Source organism: Pseudomonas sp. VS40 (assembly GCF_018587885.1).
GTDB classification, from domain to species: domain Bacteria; phylum Pseudomonadota; class Gammaproteobacteria; order Pseudomonadales; family Pseudomonadaceae; genus Aquipseudomonas; species Aquipseudomonas pergaminensis.
Window position 1 is genome coordinate 456,872 of record NZ_JAGYWD010000005.1, and the last position, 17,426, is coordinate 474,297.

General features: G+C 59.7%; 19 protein-coding genes. 7 read left to right on the plus strand and 12 right to left on the minus strand.

What is annotated here, in order from left to right:
• Nucleotides 1-35 precede the first annotated feature (35 nt).
• Nucleotides 36-1,793 (minus strand): phosphoethanolamine transferase CptA, encoded by a 1,758-nt coding sequence (locus KHP07_RS17735; protein ID WP_099492638.1) that lies wholly within the window; start codon nucleotides 1,791-1,793, stop codon nucleotides 36-38.
• A gap of 159 nt (nucleotides 1,794-1,952) precedes the next feature.
• Entirely contained in the window at nucleotides 1,953-2,132 is a 180-nt protein-coding gene (locus KHP07_RS17740; protein WP_143523178.1) for a DUF6026 family protein, read from the minus strand.
• 270 nt (nucleotides 2,133-2,402) lie between these two features.
• Between KHP07_RS17740 and gnd the strand changes: the two genes are divergently transcribed.
• From gnd to KHP07_RS17755, 3 genes are read left to right on the plus strand one after another with little or no spacing between them, the layout of a single operon-like run.
• Nucleotides 2,403-3,386 (plus strand): phosphogluconate dehydrogenase (NAD(+)-dependent, decarboxylating), encoded by a 984-nt coding sequence (gene gnd / locus KHP07_RS17745; RefSeq protein ID WP_034104618.1) that lies wholly within the window; start codon nucleotides 2,403-2,405, stop codon nucleotides 3,384-3,386.
• A complete protein-coding gene (gene zwf, locus KHP07_RS17750; RefSeq protein WP_078048121.1) occupies nucleotides 3,383-4,906 on the plus strand; it encodes a glucose-6-phosphate dehydrogenase in 1,524 nt (507 codons plus the stop codon). The genes gnd and zwf overlap by 4 nt, the downstream gene beginning before the upstream one ends.
• Complete coding sequence (locus tag KHP07_RS17755) at nucleotides 4,903-5,727, plus strand: HAD family hydrolase (RefSeq protein WP_214497644.1); 825 nt, start codon at nucleotides 4,903-4,905, stop codon at nucleotides 5,725-5,727. The genes zwf and KHP07_RS17755 overlap by 4 nt, the downstream gene beginning before the upstream one ends.
• A 66-nt stretch (nucleotides 5,728-5,793) precedes the next feature.
• On the opposite strand, the gene KHP07_RS17760 is transcribed toward KHP07_RS17755, so the two are convergent.
• The gene (locus KHP07_RS17760) at nucleotides 5,794-6,054 is read right to left on the minus strand and encodes a DUF1652 domain-containing protein (protein ID WP_078048123.1); all 261 of its coding nucleotides are present in this window, start codon (nucleotides 6,052-6,054) and stop codon (nucleotides 5,794-5,796) included.
• A 342-nt stretch (nucleotides 6,055-6,396) separates the two neighbouring features.
• On the opposite strand from KHP07_RS17760, the gene KHP07_RS17765 reads away from it, so the two are divergent.
• Entirely contained in the window at nucleotides 6,397-7,722 is a 1,326-nt protein-coding gene (locus KHP07_RS17765) for a sigma-54 dependent transcriptional regulator (protein WP_214497645.1), read from the plus strand.
• Between the two features lie 100 nt (nucleotides 7,723-7,822).
• On the opposite strand, the gene fapF is transcribed toward KHP07_RS17765, so the two are convergent.
• The 7 genes from fapF to KHP07_RS17800 all read right to left on the minus strand — a co-directional run bounded on the left by fapF (nucleotide 7,823) and on the right by KHP07_RS17800 (nucleotide 13,839).
• Entirely contained in the window at nucleotides 7,823-9,127 is a 1,305-nt protein-coding gene (gene fapF, locus KHP07_RS17770) for a fibril amyloid transporter FapF (RefSeq protein WP_099492644.1), read from the minus strand.
• A gap of 49 nt (nucleotides 9,128-9,176) precedes the next feature.
• Nucleotides 9,177-9,920 (minus strand): fibril amyloid subunit FapE, encoded by a 744-nt coding sequence (fapE, locus tag KHP07_RS17775; protein ID WP_078048126.1) that lies wholly within the window; start codon nucleotides 9,918-9,920, stop codon nucleotides 9,177-9,179.
• A gap of 38 nt (nucleotides 9,921-9,958) precedes the next feature.
• Nucleotides 9,959-10,639 (minus strand): fibril amyloid maturation endopeptidase FapD, encoded by a 681-nt coding sequence (fapD, locus tag KHP07_RS17780; RefSeq protein ID WP_078048127.1) that lies wholly within the window; start codon nucleotides 10,637-10,639, stop codon nucleotides 9,959-9,961.
• Between the two features lie 61 nt (nucleotides 10,640-10,700).
• Nucleotides 10,701-11,444 (minus strand): amyloid-like fimbrin subunit FapC, encoded by a 744-nt coding sequence (gene fapC / locus KHP07_RS17785; protein ID WP_214497646.1) that lies wholly within the window; start codon nucleotides 11,442-11,444, stop codon nucleotides 10,701-10,703.
• A gap of 66 nt (nucleotides 11,445-11,510) precedes the next feature.
• Entirely contained in the window at nucleotides 11,511-12,062 is a 552-nt protein-coding gene (gene fapB, locus KHP07_RS17790; RefSeq protein WP_099492648.1) for a fibril amyloid subunit FapB, read from the minus strand.
• Nucleotides 12,062-12,511, minus strand: a complete 450-nt coding sequence (fapA, locus tag KHP07_RS17795) for a fibril amyloid chaperone protein FapA (RefSeq protein ID WP_099492649.1) — start codon at nucleotides 12,509-12,511, stop codon at nucleotides 12,062-12,064. Before fapA ends, fapB begins: the two co-directional genes overlap by 1 nt.
• A 329-nt stretch (nucleotides 12,512-12,840) precedes the next feature.
• Nucleotides 12,841-13,839 carry a FecR family protein gene (locus KHP07_RS17800; RefSeq protein WP_214497647.1) on the minus strand — a complete coding sequence of 333 codons (999 nt, stop codon included), beginning with the start codon at nucleotides 13,837-13,839 and terminating at the stop codon, nucleotides 12,841-12,843.
• A 151-nt stretch (nucleotides 13,840-13,990) separates the two neighbouring features.
• Between KHP07_RS17800 and KHP07_RS17805 the strand changes: the two genes are divergently transcribed.
• Nucleotides 13,991-14,260 carry a PepSY domain-containing protein gene (locus KHP07_RS17805; protein ID WP_099492653.1) on the plus strand — a complete coding sequence of 90 codons (270 nt, stop codon included), beginning with the start codon at nucleotides 13,991-13,993 and terminating at the stop codon, nucleotides 14,258-14,260.
• Nucleotides 14,261-14,718: 458 nt separating this feature from the next.
• Nucleotides 14,719-15,756 carry an Ldh family oxidoreductase gene (locus KHP07_RS17810; RefSeq protein WP_214497648.1) on the plus strand — a complete coding sequence of 346 codons (1,038 nt, stop codon included), beginning with the start codon at nucleotides 14,719-14,721 and terminating at the stop codon, nucleotides 15,754-15,756.
• A gap of 36 nt (nucleotides 15,757-15,792) precedes the next feature.
• Here the strand turns inward: KHP07_RS17810 and KHP07_RS17815 are convergent, their stop codons facing one another.
• Complete coding sequence (locus tag KHP07_RS17815) at nucleotides 15,793-16,113, minus strand: ElaB/YgaM/YqjD family protein (RefSeq protein WP_016979401.1); 321 nt, start codon at nucleotides 16,111-16,113, stop codon at nucleotides 15,793-15,795.
• Nucleotides 16,114-16,276: 163 nt separating this feature from the next.
• On the opposite strand from KHP07_RS17815, the gene KHP07_RS17820 reads away from it, so the two are divergent.
• Nucleotides 16,277-16,531 (plus strand): hypothetical protein, encoded by a 255-nt coding sequence (locus KHP07_RS17820; protein ID WP_003190904.1) that lies wholly within the window; start codon nucleotides 16,277-16,279, stop codon nucleotides 16,529-16,531.
• Here the strand turns inward: KHP07_RS17820 and KHP07_RS17825 are convergent.
• Nucleotides 16,524-17,417 carry a LysR family transcriptional regulator gene (locus KHP07_RS17825; protein ID WP_078048134.1) on the minus strand — a complete coding sequence of 298 codons (894 nt, stop codon included), beginning with the start codon at nucleotides 17,415-17,417 and terminating at the stop codon, nucleotides 16,524-16,526. The genes KHP07_RS17820 and KHP07_RS17825 overlap by 8 nt on opposite strands.
• Nucleotides 17,418-17,426 lie beyond the last annotated feature (9 nt).

The following is a 17,426-nucleotide window of genomic DNA, read 5'->3' on the forward strand; positions in this document are numbered from 1 at the left end:
TTTAGGCTTAAACGAGAATGATTGTTATCTTTCTGTTACAGAGCGGGCGGTTCCTGAAGCACCACATCGGTCGGGTTGACCTTCTTGGGCTTGATCAGGCTGAAGTCGATCAGCGGCTTCTGCTGGCGTAGGTAGGGGTTGCCGATCATCTGCGGGCGCGGCCTGAAGTTGTCGCTTACCAGGCTTTTTGTACGGTCCAGCTCGTTGAAACTCAAGCCGGCGAGGTCCGCCCATGTGTGGATCAACTGCGAGCTGCTGTAAGGCCGCTGCAAGTCGCCCGCAAAGCTCCAGTCGTGGGTTTCACGCCATTTCGGCGAGGCGTAGGCCATGAACGGGATGGTGTACATCGGCGCCGTCGGGTTGGCTTCATTGCGACCCAACGTGCTGTGGCCCGCCGAGTCGAACACGTCTTCGCCATGGTCTGACAGGTACAGCAGGAAGCCATTCGGGTCGGTCTTGGCGTAGTCCTTGATCAGGCTCGACACCACGAAGTCGTTGTACAGCACGGCGTTGTCGTAGCTGTTGTAGGTAGGCAGTTGATCGTCGCTCACACCCGCCGGGACGCCCTGGCGGTCGGTGAATTTGTCGAAGGTCGGCGGGTAGCGGTACTGGTAGCTCATGTGGGTGCCCAACAGGTGCACCACAATGAATTTGCGTTCCGCCGGGTCGGCCAGGGCCTTGGAAAACGGTGCCAGCACATCACCGTCGTATTGGCGGGCGTTCTGGTTGCGGTTGTTATTCAGGTACACCTGCTCGTCGGCCTGTTCGGAAAAGGTCGTGAGCATGGTGTTGCGCTTGGTCATGGTCTGCTGGTTGGTGATCCAGTAGGTCTTGTAGCCCGCCTGTTTCATCACGCTGACAATCGAAGGGGTCTTGAGGTACAGGTCCGGGTTTTCTTCGTCGGCGAAGGTCAGTACCTGTTGCAGTGCTTCGATGGTGTAGGGGCGCGGGGTGATGACGTTGTCGAACACCGCCAATTGGTCGCGCAGCTTGTCCAGCTCTGGCGTGGTGTTGCGCGGGTAGCCGTAGAGGCTCATGCGCTGGCGGTTGGTGGACTCGCCGATCACCAGCACCAGGGTCGACGGTTGGCCGGCCATGGTGTCCTTGAGGTTGGTCAATGGCGGAATCTGGCTGGCGCTGTCGAGCATGCCTTGCATGTTGTCCAGTTGCTCGGTGTAGCGGCGGTAGGCGACGATCATCTGCCACGGCACGGCGGGCTCGATGCGCGATTCGAAGCGATCCAGGGCATCGTCGAGGGTATCGCTGCGGGCGATCTGCTTGACCAACGGGTAGCCAATGATGCCCACCAGGATCGCGGTCGCCGCCAGCAGTGCCTGGCCACGCGGCAGGTAAACGGGGCGTACGCGGGTCCAGAGGAAAATGGCGACGGCGGTGTGGGCAATGAACGCCAGCACAATCCACCAGGCGAAGTATTGTGTGGCGTACTCACCTGCCTCGGAGATGTTCGACTCGAACATGATGAAGATGACGCTTTGGGAAAATTCCTGCTGGTAGATAAAGAAATATCCCAGGCTGGCCATGGAGCAGGCCCACAAGACCACACCGAGCAAGGCGGCGATCAAACGTGTACGACGGGGAAATATCAGCAGCGGCGCCAGCCAGATCGCGCTCATGAAGAACGCTTGGCGAAAACCACTGAAACCGGCCGTGCCGCTGAGCTGGATCAGCAGTTGGGTAATACCCGAGAAATACCAGAAAAACAGGAATAGCCAGCCAAGGCCAGCCCAATCAAAGCCTTTCGCAGACTTGGTGCTGCGTTCGAACATCGCCATCCAGCGCTCCAACCCGGTAATTTTCAGTCGACACGCAGGGCTGCGCGCAACAGAGGCCACCCTTGCATGGGGTGGCCCTTCGGGCGGGAGTATCGGGAGGGGCGTGTGAAAACTTTGTGAGATTTGTGTAGACGTTATCTTACAAAGTGATGACCAGGCTTAGCAGAGTGCAGGCTGGGCGCCGGTAGGCTGGTCCAGCTGGGCTTGGATGATGTGCGAGCGCAGGCGCATGACTTCCTGCTGCAACTGTTCGCGTTCGTCTTTCAACTGGCGCAGCTCGTCACGACGGATAGTGACGTAGAGGGTCTGTGGCGGACGGTTCATCTGTGCAGTGCTCATTGCTTACCTCGCAAATAGCCGGTGTATCGCGGTGTGCCAGAACGCTTGAGTCGAGGTTCTCGGCAGCAGTCGGAGGTAATTCTGAATTCTTTTTGCGGGCAAGGGAACTTTTTTATTTTTGATGGTCGTGTGACTTTCTGTGCCGTGATGGTGAAACGATGGCAACTTTTTTCCATGAAACTACACGTAACCGCGCTGGACTAACCCTCATTAGCCTCATTGCGCTATAAACTATGTCACACATTTTTTAGTAGTTAGGAGCATCAGCACATGCAACTGGGGATTATCGGACTAGGCCGCATGGGCGGGAATATTGCACGGCGCCTGATGCTCAATGGGCATACCACCGTTGTCTACGACCGTAACGAAGCATTTGTAAAAGGCCTGAGCGAAGAGGGCGCCACCGGCGTCGCCGACCTCAAGGCCCTGGTTGCCGGGCTGCAAAAGCCGCGCACCGTGTGGGTCATGTTGCCAGCGGGCGCGCCCACCGAAGACACCATCAACGAATTGAGCACGCTGCTGGAAGACGGTGATGCAATCATCGACGGCGGCAACACCAACTATAAGGACGACGTTCGCCGGGCCAAGGCCCTGGCTGAAAAAGGCCTGCACTATGTCGACGTCGGCACCTCCGGCGGCGTCTGGGGCCTGGAACGTGGCTACTGCATGATGATCGGTGGCGATGCCGAGACCGTGCAGCGCCTTGATCCGATCTTCAAGAGCCTGGCCCCTGGCCTGGGCAGCATCCCGCGCACCAAGGACCGTTCCGCCAGCGCCGACCCGCGCGCCGAGCAGGGCTACATCCACGCCGGCCCTGCGGGTTCCGGGCACTTCGTCAAGATGATCCATAACGGCATCGAGTACGGCATGATGCAGGCGTTCGCCGAAGGTTTTGACATCCTCAAGACCAAGAACTCGGAAAACCTGCCGGAAGACCAGCGCTTCGACCTCAACGTGGCTGACATCGCCGAAGTCTGGCGCCGTGGCAGCGTGGTCTCGTCCTGGTTGCTGGACCTGACTGCCGACGCCCTGGCCACCGACCCGAAACTCGACGGTTACTCCGGCTCGGTCGCCGACAGTGGCGAAGGCCGCTGGACCATCGAAGCCGCCATGGAACAAGCCGTGCCGGTACCGGTGCTGTCCACTTCGCTGTTCGCCCGCTTCCGCTCGCGCCAGCAAAGCACCTACGGTGACAAAATGCTCTCTGCCATGCGCTTCGGCTTTGGTGGTCACGTGGAGACTTCCAAAAAATGACCGCCAACGGCAAGAAACCCAAGGCCGAACCCGCTCCACCCACCACCCTGTTTCTGTTTGGTGCCCATGGTGATCTTGTAAAGCGCCTGCTCATGCCGGCGCTGTACAACCTCAGCCGTGACGGCTTGCTGGGCGACGGTTTGCGCATTGTCGGCGTTGACCACAACGCCATCAGCGATGCCGACTTCGCCAAGAAGCTCGAGGACTTCATTCGCACCGAGGCCGCGAGCAAGGTCAAGGGCAATGCCGATAATGCCCTGGACCCTGAGCTGTGGGCGCAATTGGCCAAGGGTATCAGCTACGTCGAGGGCGATTTTCTCGACGACAGCACCTATGCCGACATCGGCAAGAAGATCGCCGACAGTGGCACCGGCAACGCGGTGTTCTACCTGGCCACCGCACCGCGCTTCTTCAGCGAAGTGGTGCAGCGCCTGGGCAGTGCCGGCCTGCTGACGGAAACCGACGACAGCTTCCGTCGCGTGGTTATCGAGAAGCCCTTCGGCTCCGACCTGGCCACCGCCGAGGCGCTGAACGCCAGCCTGCTCAAGGTGATGAGCGAGAAGCAGATCTATCGCATCGACCATTACCTGGGCAAGGAAACGGTGCAGAACATTCTGATCAGCCGTTTCTCCAACGTGCTGTTCGAAGCGTTCTGGAACAACCATTACATCGACCACGTGCAAATCACCGCCGCCGAAACCGTCGGCGTTGAAACCCGGGGCAATTTCTTCGAAAAAACCGGCACCCTGCGCGACATGGTGCCCAACCACCTGTTCCAGTTGCTGGCGATGGTGGCCATGGAGCCGCCCGCGGCCTTTGGTGCCGACGCTGTGCGCGGTGAAAAAGCCAAGGTGATTGGTGCGGTACGCCCCTGGTCGCTGGAAGATGCGCGGGCCAACTCGGTGCGCGGGCAGTACACCGCCGGTGAAATCGGCGGCAAGCAACTGCCGGGCTATCGCGAAGAAGCCAATGTGGCGCCTGACAGCAGCACCGAGACCTTTGTCGCCCTCAAGGTGATGATCGACAACTGGCGTTGGGTCGGCGTGCCGTTTTACCTGCGCACCGGCAAACGCATGAGCGTGCGCGACACCGAGATCGTCATCTGCTTCAAGCCGGCGCCCTATGCGCAGTTTCGCGACACCGAGGTGGACGAGCTCAAGCCCACCTACCTGAAAATCCAGATCCAGCCCAACGAGGGCATGTGGTTCGACCTGCTGGCGAAAAAGCCCGGGCCGACCCTGGACATGGCGAATATCCAACTCGGCTTTGCCTACAAGGACTTCTTCGAGATGCAGCCATCGACCGGGTACGAAACCCTGATCTACGACTGCATGACCGGCGACCAGACCTTGTTCCAGCGCGCCGACAACATCGAAAACGGCTGGCGTGCGGTGCAGCCATTCCTCGATGCCTGGAAGGAAGATGACGGCATCCAGGCCTATAAGGCGGGTGAAGATGGTCCGGCAGCCGCCGATGCCTTGCTGGCCCGTGATGGGCGTACCTGGCATAGCCTCGGATGAGTGACGCAGCGATTCATCCCATCCGATTTATCCTCAGTGACGTGGATGGCACCTTGCTGCATCCGGATCACCGCCTCAGCCAACGCACTGCCGACGCGGTGCGTGCGCTGCGCGACAGCGGGGTGTTTTTCAGCTTGGCCAGCGGGCGACCGCCCAAGGCTATGTTGCAACTGATCGAAGCCTTCGGTATCGATGTGCCAGTGGCGGGTTTTAACGGTGGCACCCTGATCAACCCGGATGGCAGCATCCTGGTTGCCCATCATCTGCCGGCGGAAGCGGCACTGGTGACGCTGGCGTTGTTCTCGGGCGAGCCGGACGTGGAAGTGTGGGTGTTTGCCGATGGCGACTGGCTGCGCCGTGATCCGCCGGGGCCCATGGTGCAGCGCGAGGCTGATGGCCTGGGTTACGGACCGGTCGTGGTGGAGAGTTTCGAGCCTTACCTGGACCGGGTCGACAAAATCGTCGCCGCCAGTAACAACACGCAGTTGCTGGTGGAGCTGGAGGCGCAATTGCAGCCTAAGGTGCAGGGGTTGGCCCATGTGTCGCGTTCACAGCCAGTGTATCTGGACGTGACGGCGATGCTGGCCAACAAGGGCGAGGCCTTGAAGACCTTGGCCGCGCACCTGGGTGTGCCTATTGAGCAGACGGCAGCGATCGGTGATGGCGGCAATGACCCGGCGATGTTTCACGTGGCGGGGTTTTCGATTGCGATGGGGCAGGCGGAAGAAGCCGTCAAGCGCCAGGCCAGTGTGGTGACCGGCAGCAACATTGAGGATGGCGCGGCGCAAGCCTTTGAACGGTTTATCCTCGCCGCCCAATAAGCGACTGACGCTCTAACACTGAACTTGCGCGCCATTAATCCACGGCGCGCAAGTTACAGTGCCGACTTACTTCGGCATTGCCCAGGATTGCAACTGGTGGCCATCTTTGTCGAGTTCGGCGCGGGCTTGCAACAGCAAGTTTTCCAACTGCGCCGGGTCGCTATAGGTGCTCGACGACAATTGTTTGCTGCCGATACGGGTATTGGTGCGGTCGATGACGCTCAGGCTGAGGGCGCCATTGCCATCGTGCCAGGCCACGCACTGAAAGGGCTGGAAGGCACGGTCTGCGATCAAAAGAGCTTCGTTGATGCGGAGCGGGGCGTTCATGTGGGTTCTCTCTCATTGCCCATTCAAGTGAGTGCCGGCGGTTGGGCTGACCGTGCGGCGGGTTACTTGTACTGATGCACGATCGCGGGGTACGGGTCACATGTTAGAGCAACTATTTTCGACGTTTAGTGATTAACGTCATGTAAGCGGCTGTTTTGAAAGCTAATTGAAAGTTTCGGCAACCCTGAACTTTTTTGCGCTAAGCGTGGCGAGGTGGCTTTTTGCCCAGACTTATCGCGAAACGGTACAAGGGCCGCGTCAAGATCTTGCTAGTGTTACCGCCAGGCGTCACAAACCGTTGTTTCTAAATAACTTTAACAATTTTGACGCCAAGGAATAGTCATGGTTGTTACACCTGTGCAGCGTCGCTTGCTCGTGGTCGACCCCTGTGACGACTGCCACGGGCTATTGCCCGGTTTGCGCACCGCTGGGTGGGAGGTGGACAGCTGTGCCCTTGAGGCAGTGGGCGAGCGCTCCTGCGACGTGGGGTTGCTGCGCTTGCAGCCTTACCATCTGGAGCGCCCCGAGGCGGTCAAGGAACTGATCGGCCGTAGCGGTACCGAGTGGATCGCCGTCCTCAGCCAGGATGTGTTACGCCTGCAAAATGTGGGCGACTTCGTCTGTGAGTGGTTTTTCGACTTCCATACCTTGCCGTTCGATGTGGCCCGCGTGCAGGTCACCCTGGGCCGCGCCTTCGGCATGGCGCGCCTGCGGGGCAAGGGCCACACCCCCGTGGATGAGCCCGAGCATGAGTTGCTGGGAGACAGCCGGCCAATCCGCGAATTACGCAAATTGCTGGCCAAACTGGCGCCCACCGAGTCCCCGGTATTGATCCGCGGTGACAGCGGCACCGGTAAAGAATTGGTCGCCAAGACCCTGCATCGCCAATCCCAACGCCACGCCAAGCCGTTTGTGGCGATCAATTGCGGGGCGATTCCGGAGCATTTGATCCAATCCGAACTGTTCGGCCATGAAAAGGGCGCGTTTACTGGCGCCCATCAGCGCAAGATCGGGCGTATTGAAGCGGCCAACGGCGGCACGCTGTTTCTCGACGAGATCGGCGATTTGCCGATGGAACTGCAAGCCAACCTGCTGCGGTTCCTGCAGGAGAAACAGATCGAGCGCGTGGGTGGCAGCCAGCCGATTCCGGTGGATGTACGGGTGTTGGCGGCGACTCACGTGGACCTTGAGGCCGCAGTCGAGAAGGGCACCTTTCGCGAAGACTTGTACTACCGCCTCAACGTCTTGCAAGTGGTCACCGCGCCGCTGCGTGAGCGCCATGGCGACGTGGCGATGCTGGCCAACCACTTTTCACGTTTCTACAGCCAGGAAACCGGCCGGCGCCCGCGCAGCTTCAGTGACGAGGCGCTGGTCGCGATGGGCAAACACGCTTGGCCGGGCAATGTCCGCGAGCTGGCCAACCGTGTGCGCCGGGGCCTGGTACTGGCCGAAGGGCGCCAGATAGAAGCCGTTGATCTGGGATTGCCTGGGCAACAGGCAATTTCGCCGCCGATGGCTACACTGGAAGACTATAAACACCGCGCCGAACGCCAGGCGCTGTGCGACGTGCTCAACCGGCACAGCGACAACCTGAGTGTCGCGGCCCGCGTGCTGGGGGTTTCCCGGCCCACGTTCTACCGGTTGCTGCACAAACACCAGATCCGCTAGGGCGGGTAAACCGAAAAGCCCCGCAACGACCCTTATCGTTGCGGGGCTTTTCCTTTTGGCTGTCGGCAATGGTGATCTTGAGGGGCCCTCAAACACACCACTAGAAGTAGTACGGAAATTTCAGACTAAACGTGAAGTCTGGCGCATCATCCGTCATGCCGATCGCCAGGTTCGGCACGATCGTCAGGTTATCCGACGCGGCAATGGTCATCCCCACGTTGAAGTAGCCGGCGTTCGCATCGCTGGACACCACCGATTGCCAGTCCCCACCGTTGGGCTTGAGCTTGCTCTTGCGCTGCACAAGGTCTGAGACCGAGAACGACATACTCATTTTTTCGTTCAGCGCGAAGGCTACGCCGACGCCAAACTGGAAGCTGTCACCCAGGCTGACTTTGCCGCCGACTTTCTGGTTGACGTCACTGCTGATGTCGTCAAACGACTCTTCGAAGTTGTGGGTGTAGGAGAACGAGCCAAACAACACGGCCGGGTCGAAGGTCTTGACCAGCGAGATGCCCGGAGTGATAGACCAGACGCCGTTACCCGTCGGCAGGTTTTCCGGCACATACAGGTTGTCGTTGGCAGTGGAGCGTACCAGTTTGATGCCAAACGGTTCTTTGCCCGTAGGCGCTTTTACGCGCAACGACACCACGGCATCGGGCAGGGTAGGGGTTTCGTCCAGGAACTTGTAGGCCAAGCCGAAGTTGACGTCGCCAATGGTGGGGTCGCGGGTTACCGACTCCTCAGACGTGGCGTTGCCATTGTTGCCAGCACCACCGGACTGGTAGGTTGATTCGCGGTACACCACCGGCACGTTCACGTCGAACTGCCAGCGGTTGTCGAGGTTATAGCGGCCGGTCAGGTCCAGGGTCCAGTTATCCGATTTGATTCGGTCCAGGTTGATATTGCCGAGGAAGATCGAGTCGAGCGCCAGGAAGCCGTTGAGCGTGAGTTGGCGCGCGTCATAGCGCGCGTAGGTGATGCCGGTTTCAAAGCTGAACTTGCCGTTGCCAAAGAAACCACTGGCTTCGTTATAGAGGTTGCTCACGCTTTGCGCAGGCGCCGAATCGTCCTTGAGGGACTGGCCATAGGAACTGCCCCCGCCGCCCGCTCCACCGGATGCGGCCGCAGCGCCAGTGCCTGCCACGGTGGCACCGCTGGCCTTCTGGAAGTCAGCAGGGGACTTCGCCAGGCGCTTGGGCGCTGGTGTCGACGGCGTATCTTCGACCTGGCGCACACGTTGTTCCAACACCGCCAAGGCTTTTTGCTGCACTTCATACCGCTGTTTGAGTTCCAGAAGTTCTCGTTTGAGGGTTTCGATATCGGCATCTGGCGCGGCATACAACATGGATCCGGGCAAGAGCGTACTTAAACAGACCACCGCACGTAGCGATAACGATCGATGCATGAAATAAGCCGTCCTTTTCTAATGCGTAAGTGTCGAGGGTCAGCGTAGTTCAATAACCGAGAGTGCGTAGGCCTTTGAGTTGATCAAGATTGCAATTGAGTGCCGGGTTGTTCAAACCGTTGTTCATCACCACATTGAGCTGGGTCATGTTGCTGACGAAGTTTCTATCACCCGTCAATACAGTGCCTTGCAGTACTTGGCCGCCGCCAATCTGCTGGAGACTATTGCCTTGGTTATGGTTGCCCTGGATCGCCATCTGCAAGCCGCCATTGTTGGCCGACACACTCACGCGGCCTGCCGCGCTATCGCCGGTCACGGTGCCGCCGGCCACCAGCACATGCCCGGATTGCACGACGTTGGAAGGGGCAAAGCCGTTCTCGGTGACGTTGATGCCGACATTGTTATAGGCGGTGTTGCCGTCGCCGGCGGTGCGCACGCTTTGGGTCACGCCCGAACCGGTGCCCAGGCCGGCCCCTCCGCTGACATTACCCGTGCCCGTGTTGGGATTTGTTCCGTTACCTGTCGAGCCGGTGGTCTGTACGTAGAACTGCGGGGTGATGGTGGACGAGTCGACTTGCATGCTGGCCTTGCCGGTGATGGTGTCGCCCACGGCATTGGTCCACGTACTGCTCATGACAATACCGAAGCTGATGATTCGCCCAGGCATCACATAGCGGCCGCGCAGTTCGGCCATTTCCGAGTCCTTGAGTTCGATCGGTTTGAACCCCGACGAAGCATAAGCGGGCATTGAGGCTGCCAGACACAAGACCGTCAGCCAACGGGGAGTGTTCATCTTCTGCTCCTGGAGCGTCCTGCCCCTTATTGCGCTTCTTAGAAGAAGTCGCTCTGGATGAAACCGAAATCCATCAGCTCGGCATCGCCAACCGGCCTGAACTCATTCAACTGGTTCTTGGCGGTCAGGGGCAGGGGCGGGTCGAGCAAGGCGTTGGCCTTGTCGTAACCTTCACCCAGCACGGCGAAGACGATGCCATTCCAGCCATTGACGAAGTCATCGTGTGAGTAGCGCTTGTGGCCGAGCACCGGGTCGCCAATGTAGACCCAGTCCTTGTCCGCGCGCTGCAAGACCACGAAGTGCTTGTAGCCACGAATCTCCAGCAGCACCACCACGGGGATTTTCACCGTCGCCAGGGTTTCCGGCCCGATCTTGTAGCCCCGGGCACGCATGCCGATGCTTTCGAGGTAGCGCTTCATGTCCAGCATGGAAAAACCCTGGGTGCGTACCAGGTCCTGGTCTGCATTGACCAGCATGCCTTTGATCACATGGTCTTCGTCGACGTCGAGCCAATAGCCCTGGCGCAGAATGGTGGCGAGTGCCGCAGCACCGCAGCTGAAATCGGTTTTCTGTTCCACCAGGTTGGCGAACCGGCGTTCACGGATACTCTCGACCTTCTTGTAGATGACTGCACCGCCAGGCATGGCAGAGATCGCCATGGTGCCTGCCCAGGTAGGGCCGGTGAGCAACATCAGGAGGGTGAGGGTCGCGAGGCGCATGATCGTCTGACCTGCTGGACACTGGAATAAAAAAGGGCCTTGTTGCCAAGGCCCCGTTGGATCAGAAGCGCACGCCGCTGGCGCAGACGCTGCAACCCTGGCCGATCGACAGGCTGTTGCTGGCTTGGTTACCGGCACCGGATTGCAGGTTCACACCTACGTTGCCGGAGTTGCGGTTAACCGAGTTGTCGAGGCTGGAGTTGTTCGATACATACTGAGGTTTGCTGCCATAACCATAACCGTGGCTGGTAGCAGCGGTGTTGAGGTAGTTGTTGGCGAGCGAGTTTTGCTCGGTGTTGGCGGCGGCTGCGATGTTTTTGCCATCAGCCGTGGTGATTGCCAGGTTGTTTTTGCCTTGGTTGCCTTGACCGGCCTGGCCGTTGTAGCCCAGGTTGCCGGAGTTACCGTTAGCCGAGTTGTCCAGGGAGGCGTTGTTTTGCGTGCCTTTGTTGACAAAGTTGTTCAGCCCGCTGTTTTGATTCACATCGACTACGGCAAACACGGTCAAGAAGTCGCCTTTAGCGCTGGAGATGGCACCGGAGTTGTCGGCTTGGTTGCCACTGCCGGCTTGAACGTTCACACCGGTGTTACCGCTGTTGCCGGTCACCGAGCCATCGGCAGAGGCATTGTTTTCGGTTTTGGTGTCATCGAACTTGTTGCCCGCGCTGTTTTGAACATCAGTCACTACGGAGGCAACCACGCCGGTAGGTTGAGGCGCTGGGTGCCAGCCACCTGCTTGAGCAGCAGCAGCCATGAGTGCGGCGAGAGCGAAAACCATTGGTTTCAGGGCCATTTGAGGTTTCATGGTGTTTCTCCTTGCTTCTAATTAGTTGGTTAAGTGTTGGTACGGTCTACGCGTGCTACCAAGCGGTTACTTGATAGTGATGCCCAGGGTGTTAGCCACTCGGTTCCCCACCCCAGCACTCTGGTTCACCTGAATCACTCCTCGGCTGCCGGTGAAGGCCTGGTCGCTTGTCACGACCTGGCGGCTGCCAGTGGTGGGGGTGAGCCCTGAGTCGGTTGCCAGCGTCGTCGTGTTCTGTTGCAACAGGACGCTGTCGTCGATGCTTTGCGGGCCAGGATTGACGCTGATCCGCACCGCATTGACTGATTGGTTATTAGCCCCGGCCGATTGGTTGATGCCCAACATGCCGTTGCCATTGGTAAAAGAAGTACCTTCGATCGCCGCCTTGGCGTTCAGGGAGGGGTCGACCTTGCCGTCCATCCGCTGGATATTGCTGGTCGTCGCCTGGCCACCGAGAGCAACGGCGCGGTTATTGGCGGTCTGCTGCTGGTTGCCGGCTGCTTGGTTGATCATCAAGTTGCCGTTGTAGGCTTGGCCGCTGTTGTTCATCACGGCGGTGTTGTCAGCCATGACCGAGGCGCTGCCCAGCAGGGCGAGAAGGAGCAGGGAAGGTTTCATTATTTGCCCCCCATCATGCTGCCGATACCGTTCAAGGGCGCCATGCCACGCTGGATCGAGTCACTGATCTGCCCGCCCATGGCAGCACCGGCACCATGGCCGACGGCTGTGCCGGAACCGAGTGTCGACACACTGCCCTGGGTGTTGTTCAGCCCAGGAATAGTGCCGTTTGGAAGGACAGAGCGAGTGATACTCGAGCCACTGCTGATGCCACGGATGTCCATGTCACTGAGTTCTCCCGTGGAACTCAGGATCTCGCGACTCGGATTGGCGTTAGCAGTGGTGGGGTAGGGGTCTTTACCGAATGCAGGTCGACCGTACATGTGACCCTGTACGTCGCGGCCTGTCACGATCACGCCGTCACCCGCCAGGGTCGGAAGACTGATGCTGGCGCTGAGTACACAGCTGGCCAGCAGTACGTTCATCGAACCTTGAGTGAGTGTGATCACGGCGGCATTCCTTATTCTTCACGCTGACCCTAAACAGCGTTGTCAAGGAGAGAGCAGAAGCCGTGCCGCTTTTGATATTTCGTGGCTATTCAATGGGTTGGAGTTAACACACGGCAAAGTGATGGCAGCCCTGTATCAGCAGTGAGACAACACGCCCTCAAGCCACACCTGCCGCGCCATTGCACAACCGCTTCACCTCGCTGTATCAACGTTGAAACACCACGCATGACAAAACGATGAACGCGCTCACCATGGGCGGTTCAGGGCAGGCAGGTGTAAAAAATTCGGACACTTCGGGCATGCAAAAGCCCGTGCCTGCTGGCAAGGGCTCAGCCTTTTGGGGTTTTACGCGGAATGGCGTTGAGTACGGGGTTGCCGTCTTGGTTCTGGGTCAGGTAGACCGGCAGGACCTTGGGCAGGGAGGGCACGAGGTTGTTGACCTCGTTGATGTTGTAGATACCGCCGATGCGAATCGTGCCGGTGTTGGCGTCGGCCAGCATCACCGGTTTGCTCAGGTAGCGGTTGATCAGCGGCAGTGCGTCGGCCAGGGCCAGGTTGTCGAGAATCAGCTTACCCTGGCGCCAGGCAAGCGCGATGTCGTTGGGGTTGATCGCCTGGACGCGTGGCGTGGCGTCACCCTGTTGGTAGCTGGCTTGCATGCCGGGGGTGAGCGGCACACTGCCATGCACCCTGTCGCTGGCGATCTGCACCGACCCTTCGAGCAGTATCACGCGCACCTGGTCTTCATACTTCCACACGTTGAACTGGGTGCCCGTGACCCGCACCTGACCTTCGCCGGCGTGCACGATAAACGGGTGGGTCGCGTCATGGCTGACTTTGAAGAACGCTTCGCCTTTCTTCAGGGTCACGCGGCGCTGGTCTTTGTAATGGCTGTAGACCAACTCAGTGCCCAGGTTGAGTTCCACCTGGCTGCCATCGCCGAGCTTAACCTGGCGCAAACCGCTGGCAGCCTCGAAGCGCTCATAAGAACTGGGCAGCCAGCCCGCTTCCCAGCCAGTGAACGCGGCGATGGGCAGGGCGGCCAGGCAGATCGCTGCCGCGACCGCGTAGGTGCGCAGGCGACTGCGTGGCTTCTTGAAGGGCGCTACCACCGGCGTGGGTTGATGGCGCGGCAGGTGGTCGGCGACGTCCCAGATCTCCAGCATCGCGGCGTATTCAAACGCGTGCAGCGGGTGGGAATCATGCCATTGCGCAAAAGCCTGACGTTCACCGGCCGTGCAATCGCCCGCGTGCAGGCGCATGCACCAATGCGCGGCGGCGTCGGTGATGGCGTCATATTCGGCTTCTGAGAGGGACTTTTCGCTCATTAACTCATCCTGATTTCCCACATTCTAACCTCCCGGGGCAGGCGGCGAGAACAGCCATCATGGCGATTGCACATCAATTGGAACTTATTCTCGTTTGGGGCGACCTAAAAAATTCAGGACATATGTCAGTCAATCCCAATGGAGTACGAAAATGCTGAAGAAAACATTAATCGCCCTGTGTGCAACCTCTGCGTTGATGAGTGCGGGCGCCGCCCTGGCCGATAAACCGGGCGCGGGCTGGATCACCATCGAAAAGGCGATTGAGGTGGCCAAGACCAAGGCCGGTTATGTCGAGGTTTACGCCGCCGAGGCGGATGACAACGGTTACTGGGAAGTCAAAGGCCGCAAGTCCGATGGCACCGTTTATGAGGCGCGTATCGATGGCGCATCGGGCAATATCCTGCGTGACCAGAAAGACTGATCACTCAGGTTCCGAGGGCGCCGTTCAGGCGCCCTCATCCAGTTCTCGTCGCAATTGCGTGATCAGGTAGGTCACGGAGTCTGCGTTCGCCAAGATGATGTCCATGCGTTTGTCTTCGTTGCTCATGAAGATCTGCCGTGTATCGTCCAGCGTCTTGGCCCTGACTTTGCCGTTGGGCGGCCAGTATCGTCTTCCAGGGCGCGTCGCGTGGCGATGGCTCGTTCCTGCGCACCGGCAACAAAAACTCATCAAAAAAATACGGCGGTGTAGCCCGAGCCATGGTGTGCGTCCTTAACGTCGAGAAAGGACCCACAGGCTAAGTGCGACAGGCCCGATCCAGGGGGTACATAGCTGATACGCGGCAATCACCGATTGACAGTGGCAGCAGGCTGCGTTGTTTAATCAGCGGGCTGGATTCACGCTGTTTGCCCCTTCCAATCATAAAATCGGAGCTTCAGATGCCTGCCCAGTCTTTTTCTGGTGAAAGCCCTGTCACTGCAATCGGCTTTGCTGAATTGGTGGCGTTGCTGCACTCGATATTTGTCAGTCACGGCACGTCGGCGACGGTTGCCCAGATCCTGGCGCACAACTGCGCCAGCGCTGAGCGCGATGGTGCCCACAGCCATGGCATTTTCCGCATTCCGGGTTACCTCAGCACGCTGGCCAGCGGCTGGGTCGATGGCAAGGCCGAGCCCAGGGTCACCGATGTGGCGTCGGGTTTCGTGCGGGTGGATGCCGCCAATGGCTTCGCCCAGCCTGCGCTTGAAGCGGCGCGGCCATTGCTGGTGCAGAAGGCGCGCAGTGCCGGCATTGCGTTGCTGGCGATTCATAACTCCCACCACTTCGCGGCCCTGTGGCCGGACGTCGAGCCCTTCGCCGAAGAAGGCTTGGTGGCCCTGAGTGTCGTCAACAGCATGACCTGCGTGGTGCCCCACGGCGCCGACCGCCCGCTGTTCGGCACTAACCCCATCGCCTTCGCGGCACCCCGCGCCGACGGCATGCCCATCGTGTTCGACCTGGCCACCAGCGCCATTGCCCATGGCGACGTGCAAATCGCCGCGCGCAAAGGTGAATTGCTGCCGCCGGGCATGGGCGTCGACAGCCTGGGGCAGCCGACCCGCGACCCCAAGGCCATTCTGGAAGGTGGCGCGTTGCTGCCGTTTGGCGGGCACAAAGGTTCGGCGTTGTCGATGATGGTTGAGCTGCTGGCGGCGGCATTGACCGGTGGCAACTTTTCCTTTGAATTCAACTGGGCAGACCACCCCGGCGCGCGTACGCCCTGGACCGGCCAGCTGTTGATCGTGATCGACCCGAGCAAAACCGCCGGGCAAAGCTTTGCCGAGCGCAGCCAGGAACTGGTGCGGCAGATGCATGCGGCGGGGTTGCGACGGTTACCGGGGGATCGACGTCATCGCACGCGGGTGCGTTCGGACGAGCAGGGCATACAAGTGGATGCGCAGGAACTGGCAGGGCTGCGTAAGTTGGTCGAGCAATAAGACAGGCTGCGCCAGTGCTGGCGCAGCCCGGTTCGATCAGTTACGGCGACCCAGCAGCAGGCCAACGACCAGGCCGAAACCTGCGGAGATCGCGACGGTCTGCCATGGGTGGCCACCGATGTAGGTCTCGGTGGCGTCTACCACCGGCTTGCTGCGTTCACGAACGTTGGACACGGAATCCAGCGCTTGCTTGAGTTTGATGGCGACCTGCTCGCGCAGGGTTTCACCTTCTTCGCCGACCAGGGAGGCGCTGCTTTTGAGCAGTTTGTCCGATTCTTCGATCAGCGCGGTGAGTTCGCTGAAGGCTTGGTCCTTGATCTGGTCTTCGACGGCTTGGGCAGCGGTTTTGCGGGCCATTGTGTGACTCCTTGCGAGTGAATGTGACAGTGAACAATGGAGTGTCAGCGTGTGGCAAAAGTTGCAGTTTTTTTGCCGCCGCCGCGTCTGGAGCAAAATCCGAATCAGGAAATTTCGACCTACAGTGTAAGATGTCGTCTATTTGTGCAGCAGGTAATTCAACATGAGCTTCAATCTGGCCAACAAGACCCTCGCCGAACGCGCCGAGCTGGAAGATGAAAAGTCCCGTCTTTATGACCTGTGGCAAACCAACCTCGGCAAGGCCAAGGGCGAAGCGGCACGCTTGTTCGGTGAGCGCGCCAAGCGCAAGGGCAAGTGGGCCGAGTGGGTGCGCGCGGAACTCGACGGCATGTCGCCCCCGGAGTTCTCCAACATGGTGCGCAGTGAAGTCAACAAGTTGATGGCAGCGGCTAAATAAAGCTCGCCACAATCGCCTCTCGGACTTTCAGCAACATCGGATCAAGCTGCGCCTGGGTCCTCCAGCCCAGCTCCACCGGGTAGCGTGGCAGAGGCAGCGGGCAAGGCAGTACACGCAGGCCGGTCATGTCAGCGATGGCCTGCGCTGCGTGCCCAGGAATGGTCGCCACCGCCTGGCTGCCCTTGAGCAAAAAGGGCAGTGCGGCGAAGTGGCTGGTCGACGCGCACACGTGGCGGCTCAGCCCTTGCGCGGCCAAGCCTTCGTCGGTAATCCCGATAAACCCGCCTGAAGACACCAAGACATGGTCGCGTGCGACGAACTCATCGAGACTGATGCGTGCCTGGTCTGAATCCACCAAGCAACGATAATCACCTTCCCCCAGCACTTGGCGGCTCAACCGACTGTGTGCGAACCCGCCAGCGGTGATCGCCAGGTCCAGCGTGCGCTCAAGCAAGGCGCCGGCGACAATCTGGCTGTGGGTCTGACGGAAGATCACCCGCAACTTCGGCGCTCGCCGGGCGATTTCAACGATCAGCCGGCGACCATAGGCAATCTCGAAATCATCGGATAAACCCAGCACCACCGACCGACCCTGGTACTGCTGGTTATCCGGGTTGACCAACGCCAGGCTTTGCCGGCAGCGGTCCAGCGCCTCACTGATCACCGGCTTCAACTGATTGGCCCGCAATGTCGGCGCCAGGCCGCGCCCGGTGCGCACGAACAACTGATCGCCATACACCTCGCGCAAGCGCCGCAGACCGGCGCTGATCGCCGATTGCGTCACGCCCAGGCGTAACGCCGCGCGGCTGGCGCTGGACTCATCATGCAGGGCTTCAAAGGTTTTCAGCAGGTTGAGATCGACCTGGGCGATATTCATTTGACTCATATCATTCAG